The organism is Arthrobacter sp. SAFR-023 (assembly GCF_051965295.1).
Taxonomy (GTDB): Bacteria; Actinomycetota; Actinomycetes; order Actinomycetales; family Micrococcaceae; genus Arthrobacter.
Genome location: NZ_JBQCMF010000002.1, coordinates 319,910 through 341,497, shown reverse-complemented (window position 1 = coordinate 341,497; position 21,588 = coordinate 319,910). Strand labels below are relative to the sequence as shown.

At 66.2% G+C, this 21,588-nt stretch carries 21 protein-coding genes; 6 read left to right on the top strand and 15 right to left on the bottom strand.

Features of this window, described 5'->3' with window-relative positions; translation table 11 throughout:
• Nucleotides 1-164: 164 nt before the first annotated feature.
• Both ACTHQX_RS03690 and ACTHQX_RS03685 read left to right on the top strand, forming a co-directional pair.
• The gene (locus ACTHQX_RS03690) at nt 165-926 is read left to right on the top strand and encodes an isoprenyl transferase (RefSeq protein WP_236809082.1); all 762 of its coding nucleotides are present in this window, start codon (nt 165-167) and stop codon (nt 924-926) included.
• 303 nt (nt 927-1,229) lie between these two features.
• Entirely contained in the window at nt 1,230-2,666 is a 1,437-nt protein-coding gene (locus ACTHQX_RS03685; RefSeq protein ID WP_236807676.1) for a PhoH family protein, read from the top strand.
• A 47-nt stretch (nt 2,667-2,713) separates the two neighbouring features.
• Here the strand turns inward: ACTHQX_RS03685 and ACTHQX_RS03680 are convergent, their stop codons facing one another.
• The 3 genes from ACTHQX_RS03680 to ACTHQX_RS03670 form a co-directional block, all read right to left on the bottom strand.
• A complete protein-coding gene (locus tag ACTHQX_RS03680) occupies nt 2,714-3,385 on the bottom strand; it encodes a GNAT family N-acetyltransferase (RefSeq protein ID WP_440155714.1) in 672 nt (223 codons plus the stop codon).
• 53 nt (nt 3,386-3,438) lie between these two features.
• The gene (locus ACTHQX_RS03675; RefSeq protein ID WP_440155712.1) at nt 3,439-3,993 is read right to left on the bottom strand and encodes a hypothetical protein; all 555 of its coding nucleotides are present in this window, start codon (nt 3,991-3,993) and stop codon (nt 3,439-3,441) included.
• 107 nt (nt 3,994-4,100) lie between these two features.
• Nucleotides 4,101-4,883, bottom strand: coding sequence for a hypothetical protein (locus tag ACTHQX_RS03670; protein WP_440155711.1), 783 nt, complete (start codon nt 4,881-4,883; stop codon nt 4,101-4,103).
• Nucleotides 4,884-4,941: 58 nt separating this feature from the next.
• Between ACTHQX_RS03670 and ACTHQX_RS03665 the strand changes: the two genes are divergently transcribed.
• A complete protein-coding gene (locus tag ACTHQX_RS03665) occupies nt 4,942-5,493 on the top strand; it encodes a prepilin peptidase (protein ID WP_440155710.1) in 552 nt (183 codons plus the stop codon).
• Nucleotides 5,494-5,623: 130 nt separating this feature from the next.
• On the opposite strand, the gene ACTHQX_RS03660 is transcribed toward ACTHQX_RS03665, so the two are convergent.
• From ACTHQX_RS03660 to ACTHQX_RS03640, 5 genes are all read right to left on the bottom strand, one after another.
• Complete coding sequence (locus ACTHQX_RS03660) at nt 5,624-7,327, bottom strand: MDR family MFS transporter (protein WP_440155709.1); 1,704 nt, start codon at nt 7,325-7,327, stop codon at nt 5,624-5,626.
• Nucleotides 7,324-8,007 carry a TetR family transcriptional regulator gene (locus tag ACTHQX_RS03655; RefSeq protein ID WP_440155707.1) on the bottom strand — a complete coding sequence of 228 codons (684 nt, stop codon included), beginning with the start codon at nt 8,005-8,007 and terminating at the stop codon, nt 7,324-7,326. Before ACTHQX_RS03655 ends, ACTHQX_RS03660 begins: the two co-directional genes overlap by 4 nt.
• A 256-nt stretch (nt 8,008-8,263) precedes the next feature.
• Complete coding sequence (locus ACTHQX_RS03650; RefSeq protein ID WP_440155705.1) at nt 8,264-9,691, bottom strand: class II fumarate hydratase; 1,428 nt, start codon at nt 9,689-9,691, stop codon at nt 8,264-8,266.
• Nucleotides 9,692-9,778: 87 nt separating this feature from the next.
• Entirely contained in the window at nt 9,779-10,393 is a 615-nt protein-coding gene (locus ACTHQX_RS03645) for a carbonic anhydrase (protein ID WP_236807688.1), read from the bottom strand.
• A 9-nt stretch (nt 10,394-10,402) separates the two neighbouring features.
• Nucleotides 10,403-11,071 (bottom strand): DUF4245 domain-containing protein, encoded by a 669-nt coding sequence (locus ACTHQX_RS03640; protein ID WP_440155829.1) that lies wholly within the window; start codon nt 11,069-11,071, stop codon nt 10,403-10,405.
• Nucleotides 11,072-11,276: 205 nt separating this feature from the next.
• Here ACTHQX_RS03640 and glpX point away from each other — a divergent pair, with 205 nt between their 5' ends.
• Complete coding sequence (gene glpX, locus ACTHQX_RS03635; protein ID WP_440155703.1) at nt 11,277-12,308, top strand: class II fructose-bisphosphatase; 1,032 nt, start codon at nt 11,277-11,279, stop codon at nt 12,306-12,308.
• A gap of 101 nt (nt 12,309-12,409) precedes the next feature.
• Here glpX and ACTHQX_RS03630 read toward each other — a convergent pair whose 3' ends face one another.
• From ACTHQX_RS03630 to ACTHQX_RS03605, 6 genes are all read right to left on the bottom strand, one after another.
• Complete coding sequence (locus ACTHQX_RS03630) at nt 12,410-13,249, bottom strand: endonuclease domain-containing protein (RefSeq protein ID WP_440155702.1); 840 nt, start codon at nt 13,247-13,249, stop codon at nt 12,410-12,412.
• A gap of 261 nt (nt 13,250-13,510) precedes the next feature.
• On the bottom strand, nt 13,511-14,470 hold the full coding sequence (locus tag ACTHQX_RS03625; RefSeq protein ID WP_440155700.1) for a lipid II:glycine glycyltransferase FemX: 960 nt from the start codon (nt 14,468-14,470) through the stop codon (nt 13,511-13,513).
• A 5-nt stretch (nt 14,471-14,475) separates the two neighbouring features.
• A complete protein-coding gene (manA, locus tag ACTHQX_RS03620) occupies nt 14,476-15,726 on the bottom strand; it encodes a mannose-6-phosphate isomerase, class I (protein WP_440155698.1) in 1,251 nt (416 codons plus the stop codon).
• Nucleotides 15,727-15,768: 42 nt separating this feature from the next.
• The gene (locus ACTHQX_RS03615) at nt 15,769-17,403 is read right to left on the bottom strand and encodes an LCP family protein (protein WP_440155697.1); all 1,635 of its coding nucleotides are present in this window, start codon (nt 17,401-17,403) and stop codon (nt 15,769-15,771) included.
• A 9-nt stretch (nt 17,404-17,412) separates the two neighbouring features.
• The gene (gene purE, locus ACTHQX_RS03610; protein ID WP_440155695.1) at nt 17,413-18,000 is read right to left on the bottom strand and encodes a 5-(carboxyamino)imidazole ribonucleotide mutase; all 588 of its coding nucleotides are present in this window, start codon (nt 17,998-18,000) and stop codon (nt 17,413-17,415) included.
• On the bottom strand, nt 17,997-19,190 hold the full coding sequence (locus tag ACTHQX_RS03605; protein ID WP_440155694.1) for a 5-(carboxyamino)imidazole ribonucleotide synthase: 1,194 nt from the start codon (nt 19,188-19,190) through the stop codon (nt 17,997-17,999). The genes purE and ACTHQX_RS03605 overlap by 4 nt, the downstream gene beginning before the upstream one ends.
• Before the next feature lie 195 nt (nt 19,191-19,385).
• Here ACTHQX_RS03605 and ACTHQX_RS03600 point away from each other — a divergent pair, with 195 nt between their 5' ends.
• Nucleotides 19,386-19,952 (top strand): GtrA family protein, encoded by a 567-nt coding sequence (locus ACTHQX_RS03600; RefSeq protein WP_236807695.1) that lies wholly within the window; start codon nt 19,386-19,388, stop codon nt 19,950-19,952.
• 24 nt (nt 19,953-19,976) lie between these two features.
• Here ACTHQX_RS03600 and ACTHQX_RS03595 read toward each other — a convergent pair whose 3' ends face one another.
• Nucleotides 19,977-20,675, bottom strand: coding sequence for a TIGR03089 family protein (locus ACTHQX_RS03595; RefSeq protein WP_236807696.1), 699 nt, complete (start codon nt 20,673-20,675; stop codon nt 19,977-19,979).
• A gap of 350 nt (nt 20,676-21,025) precedes the next feature.
• Here ACTHQX_RS03595 and ACTHQX_RS03590 point away from each other — a divergent pair, with 350 nt between their 5' ends.
• Nucleotides 21,026-21,586, top strand: a complete 561-nt coding sequence (locus tag ACTHQX_RS03590; protein ID WP_440155692.1) for a WhiB family transcriptional regulator — start codon at nt 21,026-21,028, stop codon at nt 21,584-21,586.
• The last annotated feature ends 2 nt before the right edge of the window (nt 21,587-21,588 follow it).

Below are 21,588 nucleotides of genomic sequence, written 5' to 3'. Positions count from 1 at the left end.
ATAACCTACGGTTCAGTAAGTTACTCTCCGGTAGCATCTACCTGCGGGGTTCCTGCCGCCCGTCCGGTGGGCTTCGGAGGGCCACCTGCACGCGGCCGCAGCCTCCGGGCGGTAGCCTAGGACTTGCACAAAAGTCGTACAGAGGAAGTCAGGTGAGTCTCCGGATGGAATGGCCCGGGTTCCTCTATGGCTTCTATGAGCGCAAGCTTCTCCGCTCCCTGGAGCCGGAGCGGATCCCCCGGCACATCGGCGTGATGGTGGACGGCAACCGGCGCTGGGCCCGGCAGTTCAATGCCCCCACGAGCCAGGGCCACCAGGCCGGTGCCGACAAGATCCATGAGTTCCTCGGCTGGTGCCAGGAGCTGGGCGTCAGGGTGGTCACGCTGTATATGCTCTCCACGGACAACATGAACCGCTCCGGCGAAGAGCTTGACCTGCTCATGGGCATTATCGCCAACACGCTGGACCGCCTCGACGAGGACGCCGACATTTCGGTCCACGCCATGGGTGCCCCGGAGCTGCTCCCGGACTACCTGGCGGAGCGCCTGACCACCCTCACGGCAAGGACGCCGGTGCGGGAGAAGCTGCACGTGAATGTGGCCGTCGGCTACGGCGGCCGGCGCGAGATCGTGGACGCGGTGCGCGAGCTGCTGCACGACGCCGTGGCGCACAAGGCGGACATCAGCGAGCTGGCCGACACCCTGAGCGTGGAGGACATCTCGCGTTTTCTCTATACGCGCGGCCAGCCTGATCCGGACCTGGTCATCCGGACTTCCGGCGAGCAGCGGCTCTCAGGTTTTCTGATGTGGCAGAGCGCCTACAGCGAGTTCTACTTCTGCGAGGCCCTGTGGCCGGCCTTCCGAAAGGTGGATTTCCTTCGCGCCCTGCGCGACTACGCCGGCAGGCAGCGGCGCTTCGGGTCCTAACCGTTGCCGGCGCCCGTAGGCGGTCCTTGGGACCGCCCTTTGGGCCGCCGTCGTGCACTCTTCGTCCGCCTCAGTTCACGCCAAATTCACACGCCGGCAACAGGAATCGCCGGAAGAAGACGTTGGAAATTAGTTCGGGGCGAATTACGTTGAATCCATCAGCAGGCAAACCGCCGGCTGATCGGGGAGGCCAGTACATGGAGCGATTCATCGCACCGGTTGTATGGGAGGCCGGATCCGGCCTCGTGGCCGAGCCGCCTCACCAATAACAATTCCGGGCAGCGCCCCGGGGCTGGAGTCGATGTGGCTATTTCTGAACAACTGCCCGACGTCATCACGGACAAGGGTGAGAAGGCTACCTCTCGCGCCAAGCGAGCCAATTCAAAGACCGGTGCGGACACGAAAGACGCCGCAGCCGGTCTTGCTGTTTCCGGCCCACAGACTGAATCCCAGCCATCAGTCTCCACTTTCGTCATCGACACCTCCGTGCTGCTCTCCGACCCCCGCGCCCTGCTGCGTTTCGCGGAGCATGAAGTCATTGTGCCGATCGTGGTGATCACCGAACTTGAAGGGAAGCGGCATGACCCCGAACTCGGTTACTTCGCACGGAAGGCGCTCCGGCTCCTTGATGACCTTCGCATCCAGCACGGGGGGCTGAACCGGCCCATCCCGCTGGGCGACGCCGGCGGGACGCTCATGATCGAGATGAACCACATCTCGGCCGAAGTCCTGCCGGCCGGGTTCCGCGGCGGGGACAACGACAGCCGCATCCTCGCCGTCGCAAAGAACCTCTCCAACGAGGGGCGCAACGTCACCGTGGTGTCCAAGGACCTTCCCATGCGGGTCAAGGCCTCGGCCATGGGCCTGCTGGCCGACGAATACCGCAACGAGCTCGTTAAGGACTCCGGCTGGACCGGCGTCGCCGAGATCGATGCCAGCGACGAGGAGATCTCCACGCTCTACGGGCACGAACCGGTTTTCATCCCGGCGGCTGCAGAGATGCCGGTCAACACCGGCCTCGTGGTGCTCTCCAGCCGGGGATCGGCGCTCGGCCGCGTCGGTGCCGACAAGCAGGTCCGCCTGGTCAAGGGGGACCGCGACATCTTCGGCCTCCACGGCCGCTCTGCGGAGCAGCGGCTCGCCATCGACCTGCTGATGGACCCTGCGGTGGGCATCGTGTCCCTGGGCGGGCGCGCGGGCACCGGCAAGTCGGCCCTTGCCCTGTGTGCCGGCCTGGAGGCGGTTCTGGAACGCCGTGAGCACCGCAAGGTGATCGTCTTCCGCCCCCTGTTCGCCGTCGGTGGCCAGGAGCTCGGCTACCTGCCGGGCTCGGAGCAGGAGAAAATGAACCCCTGGGCGCAGGCGGTTTTCGACACCCTGGGCGCGCTCGTGAGCCAGGAGGTCGTGGAGGAGGTCATGGACCGCGGCATGCTGGAGGTCATGCCGCTGACCCATATCCGCGGACGCTCCCTGCACGACGCCTTCGTGATCGTGGACGAGGCCCAGTCGCTCGAGAAGAACGTCCTGCTGACCGTCATGAGCCGGATCGGGCAGAACTCGAAGATCGTCCTCACCCACGACGTTGCCCAGCGCGACAACCTCCGGGTCGGACGGCACGACGGCATCGCAGCCGTCGTCGAAACGCTGAAGGGCCACCCGCTCTTCGGCCACATCACCCTCACCCGGTCCGAACGCTCGCCCATCGCGGCACTCGTCACGGACCTGCTCGAAGGGGCGTAGCTATCGCTGGTTGAGCTTGCCGAAACCGAGTGCTGGTTTCGGCAGGCTCAACCACCCAGCCTCAGCCGGCAGCGACGCCCAGGAGGAACTTCGCCGTGGGTGCGTGGGCCCTCTACCCTCAATTGCCAGTCTGGGCGGCGGAAGGTCGCCGGGGTGAGGCGGACCCGTTGGACTGTCTCCTGCTTGCCGCCCCACGACATGCGGGTGACGCCGTTCAGTTCGTAGCCGAGCGACCGGGAGACGCCCAGGGAGGCGGCGTTCCAGTCGGCGGCCTCGGATTCGCAGACGTCGGCGCCAAGCCAGTCAAAGGCGTAAAGCGCGACGGCGGCCCGCATCTCCTTGCCGAAGCCGCGGCCCTGCGCACTCTTCCGCAGCCACGATCCGGTGGCGACTGTGCGGAGGACCGTGAAGTCCCTGGCCACAATGTCCTGGCAGCCGAGGAAGGTGCCCTCGTGCCAGACGCCCAGCGTCAGCGTCCAGGATTCGGGAGTGGAGGCGGCGCGGCACTGCCAGTACCAGCGGGCCATGTTGGCTCCAAGGTCACCGGCCGGGACAGCGGTCCAGGGTGTGCTGAACGGGTTGCGGCCCTCATCGTGGATGCCACTGGCCGCCGCTTCGACGGCGGCGGGGATGTGGTCGTCGCGCAGAGGCCGCAGCGTGAGCCGGGGAGTGGCCAAGGTGAGCGCGAACGGAGGCCACACGGAGATCAGCTCGGTCATGCCGGAATCCTAGCCGACGTGTGGGCCCTGCCTATGCCGCCGGGGCGCCGCCGTCAGCTGGTGTGGTGCGACAGGCCGAGGGACAGCCGGGTGTTGCCGGGCCCCTCCAGCACCAGGGCGATCGCCTGGTTGGGCAGCTCAAAGACCATGGTGGCGTCCACTGTATCTCCCTGCCCGAGCTGCGCGTTCGCCGGAGACGTCCACAGCGGATGAATGCTGTTGGCGCCAAGACCGGTCACCGAGAACTGCGACGTGTCCAGCGTGATGCCTTCACCTTCGAGAGCGGTGAACTGCACCAGAATCCTGACCCGGTGTGTCCCCGCGGACGGGCCCTCGTCCAGGACCTGGACGCGTTCAGGCGGAAGCCAGCCGTCCTTTTCCAGCGGGATGATGCCATTGACCCGCGCCGTTCCGCCGGGGATCGCCGCGCTCGCGCCCAGCGGGGTGCTGGCTTCCGGCTTGGCCGTCAGGAAGAGATATCCCAGCACGAGCCCCAGGGCGCAAAGCAGGGAGAGCGGGATCAGCAGCAGCTTCCGACGCCGCCGGGTACCGGTCCTGCCGGTGGCGGCCGCGTCAGGTGTCGATACGTCTGGAGCCATGGTTGACATGGCACGAGTTTGCGGCCGGCAGGTTGGAAAAAGCCTGCGCGGCACCCCGCATTCCGGGTGGCCCGGGGCGGGGGTTTGTCGGGAGGGTCGCCCGGGGCGGGGGTTCGTCAGGCAGGGTTGGGACGCAGCGGCCACTGGATGTGCTCGCGCACATCAGTGAGGTTCATCGGTTCCGCCACGAAAAGATCATCCAGCATGTACTCATCCACGGCCAGGATCCGGATGCTGTGCCCGGGCAGCTGCCCCCCGCCGTCGAGCGGTTCGGCGCAGACACACACCCCCGTCCCGGCATCGATGCGGATTCTGGTCCGGCCCGGTCCGCACAAGGGTGCCGCCGGATCCAGCGGCCGGTACCCGGCATTCGGTGAGACCACGGTTTCCAGCGCCGCGCGGCCCTCGTGCGTCAGTTGCTGAACCGGCTCCAACAGTTCGACGGCGTTGGCGTTGGGGAACTCCAGCGGCACCGGGGCATTTCCGGCCAGCTCCACTGGATCCAGTGCAGCAGCGAACCGGCCGTTGCCGAACGAGGGTTCGCCGTACGCGGCCTCCGGGCGGCGCCGCACCAGCCCGCCGTCGTCGTACACCGGCGTCACCAGATGCGCGGGAAGAAGCCACGACTTCCGCGTGGCGCTGATGTACAGGCCGTCACGGGAATCATTGATGCCCGTGGTGCTGCCCAGCAGCGTGCCGTCGTCAGACTCCAGGCGCAGCGCGCCGGGGCGGCGCAGCCAGGCGCGGACGGTGCCGGTGCCGGGAGTTTCGGCGTATTCGAAGCGCAGGGACTGCCATTTCCACGGGGACGAGCGGCAAAGGTTGCGAAAGGAAACGGCCGACGTGGGCGTGGCACCGCCGCCGTGTTCCTGCCGGTGTTTGGCGTCCCAGGTCCCCATATCCACAGTTTACGCGCGGCCCCGAGCGGCAGGCGGGCCAATCCAGTAGCATCCGAGAGTGATCCAACGACTTGGCGGGCTATGGGAAGCGGCTCCACTCGCGTTCTGGCTGCTGCTGGCCGCGTGCGCCTACTTCGCCGTGATGGCCGTGCGGCTCACGGTCATCGACGTCCGGCACCACCTCCTGCCGAACAGGATTGTCTTCCCCTCCTATGGCGTTGCCGGTGTGCTGCTGCTGGGGGCGGTGTTCACCCTCGCGGCGGTGGAACCGTCCGGACTGCCCGACGGCGCGGCCCGCCTTTTCGGGGTGCCGGCGCTGAGGATTGCGGCCGGGGCAGCGGTGCTGTGGCTCTTCTACTTTGTGCTGCGCCTGGTGTATCCGCCCGGCATGGGCTTTGGGGACGTGAAACTCGCCGGCGTTCTGGGGCTGTACCTGGGCTACCTCGGCTGGCCGCATGTGTTCGCCGGGACGTTCGCCGCGTTCCTGCTCGGCGGTTTTTGGAGCATCGGCCTGCTGGCACTGCGGCGCGGGACGCTCAAATCGGCCATTCCGTTCGGTCCGTTCATGCTGGCCGGGGCCGCCGCGGCGATGGTCCTGCTGCCCGCCTGACGGCAGCCCCAGGCGCCACCCGCCCCGGCACGAACGCAACCACCCGCCCCCGGCACGAGATGGCAGCTAATGCCTTCAAATCCCTGATTCGAGGGCATTAGCTGCCAGTTCGCGCTCGTACAGCGGCAGGTCAGCGGCGCTGGCCGGCCAGCTCGCCGTCGTCGTCCTTTACGCCGTCGTTGTCCTTTGCACCGTCAGCTTCACGCATGGCCGGTTCCCGAACTGCCGGTTGGCGCAGCGCGGCCTCGAGGAGCTCGGCCTCCTCGCCGCCCACCGCCTCGCCGCGGGCCACCATGCCGGCGGTGTCCGAGAGCGGGATCTGCTTCAGCGTGATGGCCAGGAGCAGTGCAACGGCGATGAACGGGACGAGGTACCAGAACACCGGTGCCAGGGAATCGGCGTAGGCGTTGACGATCGCGTCCCGGAGTTGCTCCGGAAGCTGGCCGAGGGTCTGCGGGTCCAGCGTCTTCGTGGACTGGGAAGCCTGGCTGGCAGATGCGCCGGCGCCGGTGAAGGCGTTCGTCAGGGAGTCCGCGAGCCGGTTGGTGAAGATCGAGCCGAACACCGCCACGCCCAGGGCGGCCCCCACTTCGCGGAAGTAGTTGTTGGTGCTGGTGGCCGTGCCGATCTGGTCCGCCGGAACGGAGTTCTGCACCACAAGGACGATGACCTGCATGATCAGGCCCAGGCCGGAGCCGAACAGGAACAGCTGGACGCAGATGATCCAGATGGGCGTCTCGGCAGACAGCGTGGTGAACCACAGCATGGCGGCGATGGTCAGGCTGGCGCCGAGAATCGGGAACATCTTGTACTTGCCGGTCTTGGAAATGCGGATACCGGAGTAGATGGACGTTCCCATCAGGCCGGCCATCATCGGGAGCATGAGGAGCCCCGACTCGGCGGCGGAGGTGCCCGAGGACATCTGCAGGAACGTGGGCACGAAGGCGATGGCGGCGAACATGCCCAGACCCAGGGTGAAGCCGATGGCGGTGGAGTTCACGAAGATCCGGTTCCGGAACAGGCTCAGCGGGATGATCGGATCTTCCGCGCGGCGTTCGGCCGCGACGAAAGCGGCTGCGGCGAGGACCAGTCCGGCGCCGAAGGCCCAGGTCAGGGGCGAATCCCAGCCTTCGTCCTTCTTGCCGCCGAAGTCCGTGAAGAAGATCAGGCAGGTGGTGGCAACGGACAGGAACAGGACGCCCAGGAAGTCGATCCGCTTTTCGGCTTTCTTGTTGGGAAGCGTCAGAGTGAACCAGGCGATGGTGAAGGCGGCGATGCCGATGGGGATGTTGATGTAGAAAGCCCACTCCCAGGTGAGGTGGTCAACGAAAAAGCCGCCCAGCAGCGGTCCGGCCACGGCGGACAGGCCAAAGATGGCGCCCAGCGGTCCCATGTACTTGCCGCGCTCCTTGGCAGGAACGATGTCCGCGATGATGGCCTGCGAGAGGATCATCAGGCCGCCGCCGCCCAGCCCCTGGATGGCCCGGAAGACGACAAAGCCCCAGAAATCCGTGGCGACGGCACAGCCTACGGACGCAAGCGTGAACAGCGCGATGGCGACGAGGAAGAGGTTCCTGCGGCCGAGGATATCGCCGAATTTGCCGTAGACCGGCATGACGATGGTGGTGGCCAGGAGGTACGCGGTGGTGATCCAGGCCTGGTGCTCGACGCCGCCAAGCTTGCCCACGATGGTGGGCATGGCAGTGGAGACGATGGTCTGGTCGAGGCTGGAGAGCAGCATGCCGGCGATCAGCGCGGAAAAGATGATCCAGATGCGTTTCTGGGTCAGCAGCAGCGGTCCGGCTGCGGCTCTGGAACTGACGGCGGTGCTCATGGCTGTCCTTCTGCGGAGGGGGAAACGGGGTGGCCGGTCGGGCGGGAATACGGTTGGGAGAGCAGCAACCTGGCGGCCTCGAAGTTTTCGAGCAGCAGGTCACGGTACGTGCGGGTGTTGCCTTCGGAGAAGTAGGCGAGGCTGGTGTGCCGGGCGATGTTGCCCATGACCACCACCGCCATGCGCACCACGGGGTGGTCGGCCGGAACGCCTTCGCGCTCGGCGAGGAGCCGGGCAAAGTGGGCTTCCCGCTCCTCCGTGGCGCCGATGATCTTGAGCATCAGCTGCGGTTCCTTCTTGATGACGCCGATCAACTCGCGGGTCTCCTCCTCGGAGCTGCTCATCCGCTCGGACATGCTGAGCGAGAGCTGAAGGAGGTCCTGAAGCAGGTTCGCGGAGAGCTCGCCCTTCGGGGAACCCTGCCCACCGCGGAGGAATTCGTCGAAGAGGTCCTCGGGCATTTCGTCGTCCACGTGCCCCAGGATGGCGTCTTCCTTGGTGGGGAAGTAGTTGAAGAAGGTCCGCCGGGAGATGCCCGCCTGCTCGCACACGTCTTCCACGGTGTAGCCGCTGAGGCCGCGCTCGGACGTCAGCGAACGGGCGACGGCGGTGAGCGCCGCCCGTGTCGCGGCCCGTTTGCGTTCGCGGAGCCCGCCGCCAATAGTTGCACTTTCATTCACAAAGTACAGTTTTGCACTCAGACTGAATTAGTGCAACTTTCTAACTGGCGGCAAAGTGGGCGGCGCGGAGAGCTGCCGCCATCCGGTTGGAGAGGCTTCGAGTTTTTGTCCACGTATCGCGACTTAAGCGCTCTCCAACTCGCGACATCTGGACAAAAAACTCCAAGGCGGGGGGGGAGGGGAGCTAAACGCGAACGACGGCGGCCGCCCGCCTTCGCTGGGAAGGTGGGCGGCCGCCGTCGTACTTCTTGAGAGGTTAGGCCTTGTGGGCCGGAGCCGTCATGGTGGTGACGTCCAATGCCTTGTCCAGGTCAGCCTCGGAAACCTTGCCTTCGCCTTCACCGACGAAGCCGAGCTTCTCGGTGGCCTGCCGGACGGTCAGGCCCTCCTTGACGGCGGTCTTGGCGATCTTGGCGGCGTTTTCGTATCCGATGTACTTGTTCAGCGGGGTCACGATGGACGGCGAAGCCTCGGCGAGGAAGCGGGCGCGCTCGACGTTGGCGGTGATGCCGTCGATCATCTTGTCCGCCATGACGCGGCTGGTGTTGGCCAGCAGGCGGACGGACTCGAGCAGGTTCGCGGCCATGACCGGGATGCCGACGTTCAGTTCGAAGGCGCCGTTGGTGCCGGACCAGGCGATGGCGGTGTCGTTGCCGATGACCTGGGCGCACACCATGATGGACGCTTCGCAGATGACGGGGTTGACCTTGCCCGGCATGATGGACGAGCCCGGCTGCAGGTCCGGAATGGCGATCTCGCCGAGGCCGGTGTTGGGGCCGGAGCCCATCCAGCGCAGGTCATTGTTGATCTTCATGAAGGAGATGGCAATGTTACGCAGCTGGCTGGAGGCTTCGATGAGGCCGTCGCGGTTGGCCTGGGCCTCGAAGTGGTCACGGGCCTCGGTCAGCGGCAGGCCGGTGTCCGTGGCGAGCAGCTCGATGACGCGCTCCGGGAAGCCTGCCGGGGTGTTGATGCCGGTGCCCACGGCGGTGCCGCCGAGGGGAACTTCGGCCACGCGGGGGAGCGCGGCGTTGATGCGCTCGATGCCGTAGCGAACCTGCGCGGCGTAGCCGCCGAACTCCTGGCCCAGGGTGACCGGGGTGGCGTCCATGAGGTGCGTGCGGCCGGACTTGACGACGTCCTTGAACTCAACGGCCTTGCGCTCCAGCGATTCGGCGAGGTAGCCGAGGGCCGGAATGAGGTCGTTGATCAGGGCCGAGGTGGCGGCAACGTGGACGGAGGTGGGGAACACGTCGTTCGAGGACTGCGAGGCGTTGACGTGGTCGTTGGGGTGGACCACCTTGTCACTGCCGGCAGCCTTCAGGGCGCGCGTAGCCAGTTCGGCGAGGACCTCGTTGGTGTTCATGTTCGAGGACGTGCCGGAGCCGGTCTGGAAAACGTCGATGGGGAAGTCGCCGTCGTACTTGCCCGTAGCCACCTCGTCGGCAGCTTCCGCGATCGCCTTGGCCAGCTCGCCGTCGAGCACACTCAGTTCAGCGTTGGCCTGGGCAGCGGCCTTCTTGACCCGGGCCAGCGCCTCAATGTGCGCACGTTCCAGGGTTTTTCCGGAGATCGGGAAGTTCTCGACTGCACGTTGCGTCTGCGCGCGGTACAGGGCGTTCACGGGGACGCGGACTTCGCCCATCGTGTCATGTTCAATGCGGAACTCTTCAGTGGAAGTCATGGGGCTAGCTTAGGACGCCCGGGCACCGCATCGAAAACCGTGAACGGCTTGCTACAGGCGGCCGGCCCGGGCGTCTTCAGGCTGCTTCTAGAGCTCGCCGATTCCGGAAACAAGCTCCGCGTGGCCGTCCGCGAGGCTGTAGGAGAGCCCGATCACGGCGGCCCGGCCCGACTCGATTGCGTCCGAAATCACACGCGAGCTGTCCACGAGGCGGTGCGAGGTCTGCTTGACGTGCTCCACCACCATGTCGTTGACCTCCGTCTGGTCGTTGCGGAGCGAGGTCAGGACCGACGGCGTGATGCGCTCGACGAGGTCGCGGATGAAGCCGGCCGGCATCTGGCCGGTTTCGACGGCGGACTTCGTGGCGGTGACCGCTCCGCAGCTGTCATGGCCGAGGACCACGATCAGCGGCACGCCAAGCACACCGATGCTGTACTCGAGCGAACCGAGGACGGCGTCGTCAATGACCTGGCCCGCGGTCCGGACGACGAAGACGTCGCCGAGTCCGACGTCGAAAATGATCTCGGCCGCGAGCCGTGAATCGGAGCAGCCGAAGATCACCGCAAAGGGATGCTGGGTTTCCACCAGGGATGAGCGCCGGGAGGCGTCCTGGTTCGGGTGCGAGGATTCACTGTTAACGAAGCGTTCGTTGCCTTCGCGCAGACGGCGCCAGGCCAGGGCAGGAGTCAGGTAAGTGGTCACGGCCCCACCTTACGGTGCGGGGCTCGCCGAAGGGGAAACGGTGACAGGGGGGTTACTTTCCAGGGATTTGACGACGGCGGCGGCCAGGACTGCGAATTCCTCCAGTTGGGCGTCGCCGGCCAGGACCACGGTGGTTCCCCGGTACGCGAGCACCATGCTCTTCTCGCCCTTGCCCGTGTCATGGAGTTCCCACTCCTTGCCGCCGGCGTTGCGCGTGCCGGTGACGGGAGCGTTCTTGGTCTGCTGCACGAGCCAGCTCGGGTTAGCCTTGCCGGTCTGTGTCAGACCGATAAATTTTTCCTTCGGGGTGATGTAACCGACCTCCCAGGCCGCGACGCCGGTGCCGCTGGCCGCCGCCCAGCGGGCGTAGTTCGGGTGGAATGTGTCGCCCGCCGCGGGGGCCACCGGTGTGAATCCCGCCACACCTGCAGCGTTCGAGGCTATGGCGCTGACGTCGATGTTGGGGCGGAAGCCGTCCGACTTCGGGGACGGGTTCATCAGGACGATCGGCAGGAACGCCGCGACGCTCACCAGCAGGGCGATGATCATTCCGATCACTGAGGCGTTGGCCCTTTTCGCGGCGGCCGCGGGAATTACGGGCTTGACGGGCTGGCTGACCGTGGAAGGGGAGGGGGCGGGAGCCTGCACGCGGCTCGAGGGGGCGGACTGGTCCTGCATATCACTCACCCTTCTATAGTCGCCCATGCAGGGTGCGAACTCACATTCGATGCCGGCGGCGGTGAGGCCGGCCGTCCGTTACGAGGTGTAGTCATCCCACGCCCGGGCCCCGCGGTGGCGACTATGATCAGTTACAGAGGAATCACCGCGATGGTCGACTCAGGCCTGGCGGGTCCAATGATCGCCACTCGAAGAAGAGGTTCACGTGTCACCAGCTACCCAGAAGTACTCAACGCTTTCCCCGTCGCTCGCCGTCGGAACTGACGAGCCGGACCGCAACCTCGCCCTTGAACTTGTCCGCGTCACCGAAGCCGCGGCCATCGCCGGCGGCCACTGGGTTGGCTTCGGTGACAAGAACAAGGCGGACGGCGCAGCCGTCGATGCGATGCGTTCCTTCCTTCAGACCGTCCACTTCAACGGCGTCGTGGTCATCGGTGAAGGCGAAAAGGACGAAGCTCCGATGCTGTTCAACGGCGAACAGGTTGGTGACGGTACCGGTCCCGAGTGCGACGTCGCCGTCGACCCCATCGACGGAACCCGCCTGACCGCACTGGGCATCAACAACGCCCTGGCCGTCCTGGCCGTCGCCGAGCGCGGCTCCATGTTCGACCCCTCCGCCGTGTTCTACATGGAAAAGCTGGTCACCGGACCTGAAGCCGCCGACATGGTCGACCTGCGTTTGCCCGTCAAGCAGAACCTGCACCTGATCGCCAAGGCCAAGGGCGTGAAGGTCAACCAGCTCAACGTCATGATCCTGGACCGTGACCGCCACCGCCCGCTGGTCGAGGAGATCCGCGACGCCGGTGCGCGCACCAAGTTCATCATGGACGGCGACGTTGCTGGCGCCATTGCGGCTGCCCGCTCCGGCACCGGCGTCGATGCCCTGATGGGCATCGGTGGAACCCCGGAAGGCATCGTGGCGGCCTGCGCCATCAAGTCCCTGGGCGGCGTGATCCAGGGCCGGCTGTGGCCCACGAGCGATGACGAGAAGCAGAAGGCGATCGACGCCGGCCACGACCTCGAGCGGGTCCTCTCCACCAACGATCTCGTCACCAGCGACAACTGCTACTTCGCCGCCACCGGCATCACCGACGGCGACCTCCTCAAGGGCGTGCGCTACTCCAAGGACAAGGTCCTGACGCAGTCGATCGTCATGCGCTCCAAGTCCGGCACCATCCGCTTCGTGGACGGCGAGCACCAGGCCAGCAAGTGGGAAGGCTACGCCCGCAAGAACTAGCCCCCCGGCTTCCCCAGCGCGAACGAACACTTGAGCCCCGCATCCGTCACGGATCCGGGGCTCAAGTGTGCATTCGCGCGATTTTTGCGTGCAGTCGACGTTCAGGTTCCCGACGCCCGACGACGCTGCTGACCCAGAATCGTCGCCCTGACCTTCTCGAGGACAAAAGGCTTATCGCCGTCGAGGTCATCTTTGAAAATTCTGAGCTCCGTCCAGCCGAGGCGTTCGGTGGTCTCCTTGCGCCTCCGGTCACGCGCGGCCTGGTCCGGATCCGAATGGTGCCTGCCGTCGTACTGCAGCGCCAGGCGGTGTAGCGGATAGGCGGCGTCCGGCCACACCGCAGGCTGGCCCCAGCTGCTGTGGATCACATGATTTAACACCGGTTCGCCAAGTTTCGTTCGAGCCAGGGCCAGCCGCATCTTTGTTTCCTGCGGAGAATCGGATCCGACGCGGATCTCGGGAAGCGCCAAGCGCGCGGTCTTCACGCCGCGCATGCCAGGATGCGAGGCAACCATTCGCCGGAGGTCATCGATGGTGGCCAACGGAGTCCTTGGCTTCGGAAATTCTGGCCCGTGGGCAACAACCACCGAATCTCCCGCGGCGATCAGCGCATCAACACTGAGAAGACCGGCGAGATCCAGCCACGTCCTGGCTGGCGAGGTAACCCGGACGCCGTCGTGCGTCACTACCTCGCCGGGTTTGAACGTCATCCGGTGACCGACCACATTTCGCCGGCGCGGCTGACTTCCGTTTCGGTCACGCGCAACATGGATCCTCCAGTCCTCCTGCATCCAGCCGGGAAGGCCAAACTCCCAGATGCGGGCGCCGGAGTGATGGGTGAGGATCGACGAGTCATCCAGCGCAGTGTAGGCACGCAAATAGGCCGGAGTTGTCGCATTCCCCTGCAGTGAGACGCGAACCCCGCGTGAGGGTATGGCCACGTCAGGCTTCCGTTGGCGCCGCCGCGAAACCCCGGATGCAGCGGCGTGGGATGAAGTGAATGATCCTCCGAGTAAGTCAGGGGGAAGCGGCGAGAGACCCATGCTTCAGTTTGCACCCGCAGAAGGGCACGTTGGACGTTATCCACAGGTGGAGTCTCCGAGCGGAGCGCGAACGTACACTTGCGGCCCGGACATTTCCGGGCGGCGGGGCCCAAGTGTTCGTTCGCGCTCAGCGGGTGGGACCCAAGTGTTCGTTCGCGCTCAGCGGGTGGGGCGCTTGATGAGGGCCTTGATGCCGTCGCGGAGCTTGCGCGCCACCTGGTAGGCCGCGTAGCGGGGCCGGTTGACGGGCAGGTCCCAGGTTCCGGGGTAGGCGATCTCGCGCCCGCCGAACGACTTCTTGAATGCGGTGAACCCTGCCCACTTGTGGTCAGGCTCCCCGGCCGGGGCCACGCCCCACAGGTCCACGTGCTTCAGGCCGTTCTCCTGGGCATCGGCCATGAGCGTCACCAGGAGGGGGATGCCTGCGCTGAGCTTGCGGTGGGTGTCATCCATGGCCGCGTGGGCGTACGTCCGGGTGTCCGCCGAATCGTAGGCCAGGGCTGCGGCCACCGGACCGCCGTGCAGGTCGGCGATGAACAGCGTCGCGGCGCCAGCGGGCATGAGGGACTCGGCCACCTGCGTCAGGTACTCGTCGCTTTGCGGTTTGAAGCCGTTCCGCCGCGCCGTCATATGGAGGAAGTTCAGGAGCACGCGGATGTCTTCAGGGTCCTGCGTGGAGCGGAACGTCACGCCCTTCTTGTGGATGTTCCGGTACAGGTTGCGGTTGACCGGCTTCATCTCCGCCAGGACCTCCTTGAAGTCCCGGTCCAGGTCCACGATCCAGCTGAGTTCGGGCTGCTGGTTGACCGGGGCAGGCTGCAGGCCGCGGCTCCGCAGGGCGTCCGGTGCACTCGAAGGGTCCAGGCCGGCAGAAACCGGCTCGATCCGGATGAAGACGGCGCCGCAGGACGCCGCCAGGTCCCGGAGCGCCGCCAGCGCGGCGTCGAACGCCTCGACCGACCCGGCCACCGGGCCGTAGGGCGCGTACAGGACCTTGCCCGCGGGGTTCTTTTCCTCGATGGCGAGGAAGCTCCAGCCGGGACCGGATTGCCGGTGCACTCGGCGTCCCAGCGACTTCTGGAAATCCTCCCAGGCCTTCGTTTGCAGGAAGTACTCCACGGCGTTCAGGCCTTCATCGAGGTGGTCACGGCGAAGGCCACGGCGCTCTCCGGGGCCCCGGACACGGGATGGACGTTGACGGGCGCGTCGGCGGCCGGCAGGAAGGCGCTCGCGCCGCGGTCCAGCTGCAGGTCGCCCTTCGGCGAGTCAAGGATCACGGCCCCGGCCACGACAATCACCACCGCGGCGCCCGACTGTGCCAGCGGAACGGGTTCGCCGTCCGGCAGCAGTTCGATCCGCTGGAGCTGGAACTCGCGGAACGGCGGGCAGTACAGTTCCTGCCCGAGTCCGGAGGTCTCCGGCCGCAGCATGGGGACGCCCACCGATTCGAAGGCGATGGTGTTCAGCAGCTCGGGAATGTCGATGAACTTGGGCGTCAGCCCGCCGCGGAGCACGTTGTCCGAGGATGCCATCACCTCGACGCCGAGGCCGTGCAGGTAGGCGTGCACGTTTCCGGCGGGCAGGTACACCGCTTGGCCCGGCTCCAGCGACAGCCGGTTCAGCAGCAGGGAGATCAGGACGCCGGGGTCGCCGGGGTACTCCCCGTGAAGGCTCAGCACCGTGGAAAGCTCCTGCTGGTAGGGCGCCATGGGCGCGCCCGACGCCAGCACGTCAACCACGCGGGACGTGGCTTCCTGGATCGCCTCGCCCCCGGCGATCAGCCGTTCGAACGCGGACCTCAGCGCCGTGGCCTCGTCGGGTTGCGAGAGGTCCTCGATGACGTGTTTTATAAGCTGCGGCACCCCGTTGCCCGGGAGCTCCAGGCAGCCTGCCAGGTGGAGGAAGATGTCGCGGGACTTCTCCGGCGCACGGAAACCGCACAGCGCATCGAACGGGGTCAGCGCGAAGATCATTTCCGGCTTGTGGTTGTCGTCCCGGTAATTGCGGTGCGCAGCGTCGGCTGGCACGCCGGCGGCATTCTCGCGCGCGAAACCGGCTTTCGCCTGGTCAAGGCTCGGGTGCACCTGAAGCGACAGCGGCTTGGCCGCGGCGAGGATCTTGGCCAGGAACGGCAGGCGCGGCCCGAATTCGGCCACCGACTCAGATCCCAGGAAGTGTTCCGGGTCCTCGCCGATGAGCGCGTTCAGCGGTGCCGTCGTGCCGTCCGGCCGGCTGGCCACCGACGGCGAGTCAGGGTGCGCGCCGATCCACAGCTCAGCTTCCGGTCCGCCCGACGTCGGCCGGCCGAGCAGGCCGGCGATCGCCGTCGTCGATCCCCAGGCATACGGCCGGAGGACGTTGTCGAGTTCGTACAAAGCCAGGTGTCCTTCTCTCTTGCAGCAGGTGAAGCTAAAGGCTTAGAGGGCAGCGCACTGGCCGTTGGTGGCCACGAGGTCGCGGATGGCTTGCTCGTTGCCCTCGCGCTTGAACTGGTTCAGCATCTGCTCCGTGATCGGTTCCCCCTCAGGGGTGGTGGTCACCGGGGTGAAGTCCGACGACGATGGTGACGGTGAGGGGGTGGTGGCCGGAAGGCCCGCCGCGGAGAGCCCACTGCCCGGCACGGAACTCGGCTGCAGAACAGCGTCCTGGAGCCCGGAGTCCGCCGCTGCGGCAGGCGACGATTCGGAGCTGGCGGAAGCGAGCAGCTTCCTGACGCGGTCATGGATCTGCCCGAAGTCAGGCACCGTGGAGAAGGACGCGTCGAAGTCCGGAGGCCCGATGGTGAGCCTCTTGACGTCCGTGCCCTTGGCCTTCATGGCCAGATCCACAAAGCTGCCGAGCTGGCTGGAGGAGATGTTGGAATCAACCACCTTGGTGCCCGCGTTGGCGATGTCCTCGAACTTTGCCAGCAAGGTTGCGGGGTCCAGCTGTTTCAGCATGGCCTGCTGAACGCACTGCTGCCGCGCGATCCGGGCGTAATCGTCCACGAACTCTCGGGACCGGCCGTACCAGAGGGCGTGATATCCGTCCAGCTTCTGGTCGCCGGCCGGAATCCAGCCGTCGGGCATGCCGTGGATGCCGTTGGCCTCATCGACCATCGGCCCGCTGATGGGCACCCAGCCGCCGGCCTTAATCCTGATGCCGCCCATCGCATCGATAAGCTTCGCGAAGCCGTCCATGTCCACCAGCACATAGGCCTGCACCGTGATGCCGAGAGTGCCGGACACCGCTTCCAGCGTTGCCTGCGCTCCGGGGTCGGCAACGCCGGGGTAGAGGTCCTTGTGTTCGTTCGTGACCTCGGTGTTGATGGCGTTGATGAGGCATTCGTCGCCACAGTTGTAGCCCTCGGGATAGATCTGCCGCATGGGCGAACCCTCGCTGAACTGGGCGTTCTGCAGGTTTCGCGGCACCGAGATGATGGCGGTCTGGCCGGACTTGGCATCGACGCTGAGCACGGACAGGCTGTCCGGGCGGCGTCCGGTGCGGTCGGCACCCGCGTCGCCGCCCATCATCAGGAAGTTGTAGCGGCCGTCGACGGGGTCAATGGCCGGTCCGGCGTTGAAGATGCTGCCGATCGCATTCCGGCTGACATTGAGCAGGTAGGCGGCGTAGCCCAGCGATCCGCTGCTCACCACCATGGCCAGAACAAGCGCAATTACGACGGCGGGCCTCATCCGGGCGGGCAGCAGCACCGGCCGGATGAGCCGCAGGGTGTTCACGAACAGCACCAGCCAGCCCACCGCCAGAGCGGCAAGGACCAGGACGATGAGCAGCGAGGCCGCCGGATTGGTGATGATGTTGATCAGCAGGGTCCGGTTGGTGAACAGCAGTACCAGGGCAATGACCGCGAGCAGCCAGGCGCCCAGCGTCACGCGCAGGGCGATCCGGCCGATCTTGCGGTCCCCGGCCACGATCTGCGCGCTGCCGGGCACCAGCAGCGTGAGCAGGATCAGCAGGAACGCGCGCTTGGTCCGCGCAGGTTCTGCGGCACTCGACGGGTAACGGACGGGATCCGTCAGGAGGCCCTGGGACGGCAGTTCGTTATTGGACATGGCAGATCCCTATCGGCTGCTCCGGAGAGCCACATTTGCGTCCGAGAAGACTTCGTTGACTTTCTGGCGGAGGTTGGCGCCTTTTCGGCTGGCCACGTCGTTGAGTTCCTGGGCGAAGTCCAAAAGCTCCGTGCGGAGGCGGGCGGAGAGGTCGTCGGTGCCGGAAGCCAACATGCGGACCGCGAGCAGGCCCGCGTTCCGGGCCCCGGCGATGGAGACCGTGGCCACCGGAACCCCGGCGGGCATCTGCACGATCGAGAGCAGGGAATCCATGCCGTCCAGCGTCTTCAGCGGGACCGGAACGCCGATCACGGGCAGGGGAGTGACGGAAGCGAGCATGCCGGGAAGGTGCGCGGCACCGCCGGCGCCGGCAATGATCACGCGGAGGCCGCGCTCATGGGCCGTCTGCCCGTAGCGGATCATCTCGGTGGGCATGCGGTGGGCGGAGACAACATCGGCCTCGAACGGAATGCCGAACTCGGCCAGGGCGTCAGCCGCCGCCTCCATGACGGGCCAGTCTGAATCCGACCCCATGACGAGGCCTACGAGGGGAGAGGCGGCGCCGGTTTCCGGTGCTGCATCGGATACGGGGCTCATGGGGTCTCCTCGGTGGTGCCTGTTGCCGCGGCCGGCAGTCTGCCGTCACGGATGATGCTTGCCACGGTGGTGGCGCGCTGCCGGAGGGAGTCGACGTCCGCGGCGGACGCGCCCACCAGGTTCACGTGGCCGATTTTCCGGCCCGGCCGCACGGACTTGCCGTAGCAGTGGACCTTGGCGGCCGGTTCCGCCGCCAGTGCGGTGGGGAACGCGGAGAAGAGGTCCTGGTTGTCGCCGCCCAGGAAGTTCTTCATCACGGCAACCTGGCCCAGGACGTCGGTCGCGCCGAGCGGCAGGTTCAGGACAGCCCGCAGGTGCTGTTCGAACTGGCTGGTGACGGAGCCGTCTTGTGTCCAGTGTCCGGTGTTGTGGGGGCGCATCGCCAATTCGTTGATCAGGAATCCGGCGCCGGTGCCGGGGGTCTCGAACATCTCGACGGCCATGACGCCGGTGACGCCGAGTTCGTTGGCGATGCGGAGGGCAGCCTCTTCGGCGGCGGCAGCCACCTCAACGGAAATGTTCTGTGCCGGTGCGATTACTTCGTCGCAGACGCCGTCCACCTGGATGGTGTGGACCACGGGCCAGGCACGGGACGCCCCGTCGGGGGTGCGGGCCACGAGCGCAGAGAGCTCGCGGCTGAACTCCACCTTGGCCTCGGCGAGGAGCGGGCTCATGGCCTCGAACCAGTCGGCGGTTTCCGCGGCTTCCTCCGGGGAGCCGACGATGCGCACGCCCTTTCCGTCGTAGCCGCCGCGCGGGGTCTTGAGCGCCACGGGCCAGCCGATCCGGTCCCCGAAGCTGACCAGGCCGGCGACGTCGTCCACTGCGGCCCACTCGGGGTTGGGCAGTTCGAGGCGGTCGATGGCCGCGCGCATGACCAGCTTGTCCTGGGCGTTGACCAGCGCGTCCGGGCCGGGCTGGACGTTCACTCCGGCTTCGATCAGGGCATAGAGGTGATCGCCCGGAACGTGTTCGTGGTCAAAGGTCATCACGTCCAGGCCCTTGGAGAACTCCATCAGGGCCGCGAGGTCCTTGTAGTCGCCCACGGGGGCATTGGGGACAGCGGAGACCGCGGATACGTCTTCGCCCTCAGCCAAAACACGGAGTTCAAAGCCCAGGGCAGTGGCGGCAGGGGCCATCATGCGCGCAAGCTGGCCGCCGCCAACCACGCCGATTACTGGAAAAGTCACATCTTCCAGCCTACAGAAAAGGAGCGCGGTTGCCGTCTTTCATGGCTGTGAAGGTCCCGGAGTCGCCCGATTTTGGTGGCGCAGCTGCTGCTAGGACCGTCCAGCGGGGGGCGCTTTGAGGTTACTCCCGGCAAACGGCGCTAAAATGGGAGCTTGGCCCATCGGCCCCCACTATTCAGACGGCCACGGAGGGTCATGATTAACACACTTGCAGAGCGCATCCGGGGACTCGCCTCGCTTTTCTGGCGCGAGGTGGCGAAGTTCGGTGCCGTGGGCGGTGTGGCGTTTGTCATTGACAACGGCCTGACTTACTACCTGATGCACGGGCCCATGACGGACAGTGAGGCCAAGGCCCGTTTTGTGGGTGCCACCGTCGCCACCGTGTTTTCCTGGATCGCCAACCGTCTCTGGACGTTCCGGCACCGCCGCCAGGCCAACGTCCTGCGTGAATTCCTGATGTTCATCCTCATCAACGGCATCGGCATCGGCATCTCCACCGGGTTCACGGCCCTGGCGAAGTACTCGCTGGGCGTCACGGACAAGAACATGCTCTTCGCCGCGGGCGTGGTGGGCATTCTGGTCGCCACGGTGGTCCGCTTCTTTGCCTACCGGTTCCTCGTGTTCAACCAGGAACTGGACCAGGAGCCGGAGTTCTCGCACGACCACGAGATCATCGAGGTCCACCACCACTCCGCCCAGCCGGCGGAGCGCGTCATGGAACCGGGCGTGGACGAACCCGAGCGGCCTGTCCGGCCAAGCTAGTCCCAGCAGCCAGATCCAGCCAGCTCAGTCGCCGTGGATCCGCTCGGCAGCCAGAAGCTTGTCCGTCAGCTCCACGTCGCCGTGGACCAGGACCACCGAGCCGTCGTTCTTCCACGCGCCCAGCGCGTTGGCCAGGGCAGCCTCGAGTCCGTCGGCGGCGCGCACCAGTAGCCGCGCGCTCGGCTCGTGTCCCGCAGCAAACTCCGCCAGGAGGGCTTCATGCCGGACGGCTGCACCTTCCGAGTTCCGGACCGCGGGAGATACGGGGTCGGGGTCGTTGTGGGCCATGAACACGTCACCGTGGGACCGGACCTCAGCGGCATAGTCGAGCACTCCGGCAGGCAAGTCGCCGGGCCACCGCATCGCCAGTGCCGGCAGCGGAACGGCGATGACGGCGTCGAACCCATCCCCGGTGGCGTCCGGTTCGGACGTGGCGAGCAGATCCGCATCACCGGATCCGAGCACCACCTCCATGCCCAGCTGCCAGGCGGCGAGGGCCCAGATCATGGATTTCCAGTGCGCGGGAAGGTCCAGCCGCAGCCGCATTCCGGGCTCGGCGTCGAGTTCGTCCTGAAGCAGGTTGCTGGTCTTTGCGACCCAGTTGTCCAGCACGCGCCCGGAGAGTTCCACGCGCTCCGCGTCGGGCCCGTACCAGGTCAAACGCGGGGAAGTGGAGTGGCCCGAGCGCAGGGCCGTCATCAGATCAGTGGCCGGGATATTCATGGCTTCATCTTGCCACGCCTTCGTACGTGATCTCCGGCACAACAGTTTGTAACGTCGTTTGCCTTAAGGCTCCGGCTCACGGCAGAATTGCCGGAATCGTGCGCGCGCGCAGCAGGATAGTAAGGTTACTGTCAAATTCCGCACGGGCGCCGGGTTGCATGGGCAAAAAATTCCCGGGCGTGGCGCGCCTGCCGATTGGCCCGGACATTGATTATTATTCCGTCGCAGCTTGACTCGCCCTACTTACACGCGTGTAATTAGATATCGAAAAGCCGCGGCGAACTCTAAGGGACACCACGTAGTGTCCCTGAACGTCGGGCCGGGGGCCGCACTACTCAGGAGGGGACGCCATGGGGCAAGCGGAGCGTATGCATGATGATGCTCTTGTGGCCGGCCAGGCCACAGCAAAGTACAGGTCTCGGGGGGTACCCAGTGACTGGTATGTAGATCCAGCTGATCCGGACGCCGCAGAGCGTTACAATCTGGACACGTCTGCCTCTTTGCAGGACCAGGCCACAGCTTTCCTGGCCCAGCACGACGCCCTCGAGAACCAGTCGCTGCTGGCCGGACAGCCGGAGCAGGACGACGACGAACTCGATCCGCCCATGGAGATCCGCAACCCGGCATCCTCCACGCTGGCGCAGCCGGTGTGGATCGGCTTGCCGCTGGGCCAGGACTTCGACGACGAAGGCGAGCTCGGGTGGCAGACTGATGCTCTGTGCGCCCAGACCGATCCGGAGGCTTTCTTCCCGGAAAAAGGCGGTTCCACACGGGACGCCAAGAAAGTCTGCGGAGCGTGCAGCGTGCGGTCACAGTGCCTCGAGTATGCCCTGGCCAATGATGAACGATTCGGGATTTGGGGTGGCCTCTCCGAGCGTGAGCGCCGACGGCTGAGGAAGCGAGCAGTCTAATT

Bases quoted from the DNA above. Each gene is read 5' to 3' on its own strand.
- ACTHQX_RS03690 (WP_236809082.1), top strand. From the start codon at position 165: ATGGAATGGCCCGGGTTCCTCTATGGCTTCTATGAGCGCAAGCTTCTC.
- ACTHQX_RS03680 (WP_440155714.1), bottom strand. From the start codon at position 3,385: ATGACCGAGCTGATCTCCGTGTGGCCTCCGTTCGCGCTCACCTTGGCC.
- ACTHQX_RS03675 (WP_440155712.1), bottom strand. From the start codon at position 3,993: ATGTCAACCATGGCTCCAGACGTATCGACACCTGACGCGGCCGCCACC.
- ACTHQX_RS03670 (WP_440155711.1), bottom strand. From the start codon at position 4,883: ATGGGGACCTGGGACGCCAAACACCGGCAGGAACACGGCGGCGGTGCC.
- ACTHQX_RS03660 (WP_440155709.1), bottom strand. From the start codon at position 7,327: ATGAGCACCGCCGTCAGTTCCAGAGCCGCAGCCGGACCGCTGCTGCTG.
- ACTHQX_RS03650 (WP_440155705.1), bottom strand. From the start codon at position 9,691: ATGACTTCCACTGAAGAGTTCCGCATTGAACATGACACGATGGGCGAA.
- ACTHQX_RS03640 (WP_440155829.1), bottom strand. From the start codon at position 11,071: ATGCAGGACCAGTCCGCCCCCTCGAGCCGCGTGCAGGCTCCCGCCCCC.
- ACTHQX_RS03615 (WP_440155697.1), bottom strand. From the start codon at position 17,403: ATGTCCAATAACGAACTGCCGTCCCAGGGCCTCCTGACGGATCCCGTC.
- purE (WP_440155695.1), bottom strand. From the start codon at position 18,000: ATGAGCCCCGTATCCGATGCAGCACCGGAAACCGGCGCCGCCTCTCCC.
- ACTHQX_RS03600 (WP_236807695.1), top strand. From the start codon at position 19,386: ATGATTAACACACTTGCAGAGCGCATCCGGGGACTCGCCTCGCTTTTC.
- ACTHQX_RS03595 (WP_236807696.1), bottom strand. From the start codon at position 20,675: ATGAATATCCCGGCCACTGATCTGATGACGGCCCTGCGCTCGGGCCAC.
- ACTHQX_RS03590 (WP_440155692.1), top strand. From the start codon at position 21,026: ATGGGGCAAGCGGAGCGTATGCATGATGATGCTCTTGTGGCCGGCCAG.